We start from the raw sequence: 972 nt of genomic DNA on the forward strand, positions 1-972 counted from the left end.
AAACAGCAGAAACAGCAGTATCTGCTTTTAAAATCCATAATGCAAGTCCACCGCCTCTACCACGGGCAGCCAACCAACCATTGCTGTTGCGAGCTATGAGGGCAAAAAATGGCATTTTTCGGGATGGGGGTTGGGGCAGATTGCGTTTGAATATCACAAGTGAGCCMAAGGAAACAGAAACATACTGGAAGGTAAAAAACAAAATTGGCCTTACACCATTTAGAAAGGCTTTGCCAACAAAGCTCAGTTGTAGAGACCCAATGCTTACAGAATTAATAATTTGAAAGTGATTTGCATCAATAGCTAAGCGCAGGCAAGCACTAAGATTTTTCAGCAAACCAGCAGCAAAGGTTGACGGAGATTTACTACCTTTAGACCACACACGCTCGAGATACCAAGAACCAAGCAAATCGTTAGGATTCAAACCGCTGCCATTGGCACGGGCCTTTTGCTCAAGCAAGAGGAGCTCCTCAGCAGAGGGGATAGCAATTTGCAAAGCTGGATAATCGAGCACGCAATCGCAACAATAAGCAACCATAATAGCGGGGCAACAAGCAAAGGTATTGGTGAACACACCGGTAGAATTCATTTCTGTTCTCAACAATCAACAACGAGTTAAGCAGGATGAAAGCAATGATGAATTATTTTATTCAATGCCAAGATTTGTTCAACATCTCGATGGGGGTTTTCGCAAGGAACTAACTAATCTTTATAGCGATAGGATTGAAGCAGGTTCAATTATACTAGATTTAATGAGCAGYTGGGTAAGCCATCTTCCAGCAAGCARCAACTATAAAGAAGTTATTGGCCATGGCTTAAATGAACAGGAATTAAAAGCCAATAAGCAACTGAGTAGCTATTGGCTGCAGAATTTAAATGTAAATCAACACCTACCTTTAGCAGATTGCCAAGTAGACACTGGATTAATTGTTGCAGGTTGGCAGTACTTACAAAAACCAGAGGCTGTAGCAT

At 41.9% G+C, this 972-nt stretch carries 1 protein-coding gene and 1 pseudogene; one reads left to right on the top strand and one right to left on the bottom strand.

The genetic code is table 11. The annotated features are described in order from the left end of the window. On the bottom strand, positions 1–574 hold a 574-nt coding region (locus C7K08_RS14515; protein ID WP_193464849.1), incomplete at its 3' end, for a hypothetical protein. On the opposite strand from C7K08_RS14515, the pseudogene C7K08_RS14520 reads away from it, so the two are divergent. Next, positions 567–972, top strand: a pseudogene (locus tag C7K08_RS14520) (SAM-dependent methyltransferase); the annotation flags it as partial. The gene C7K08_RS14515 and the pseudogene C7K08_RS14520 overlap by 8 nt on opposite strands.

The organism is Synechococcus lacustris str. Tous (assembly GCF_003011125.1).
Classification (GTDB): Bacteria; Cyanobacteriota; Cyanobacteriia; order PCC-6307; family Cyanobiaceae; genus Synechococcus_D; species Synechococcus_D lacustris.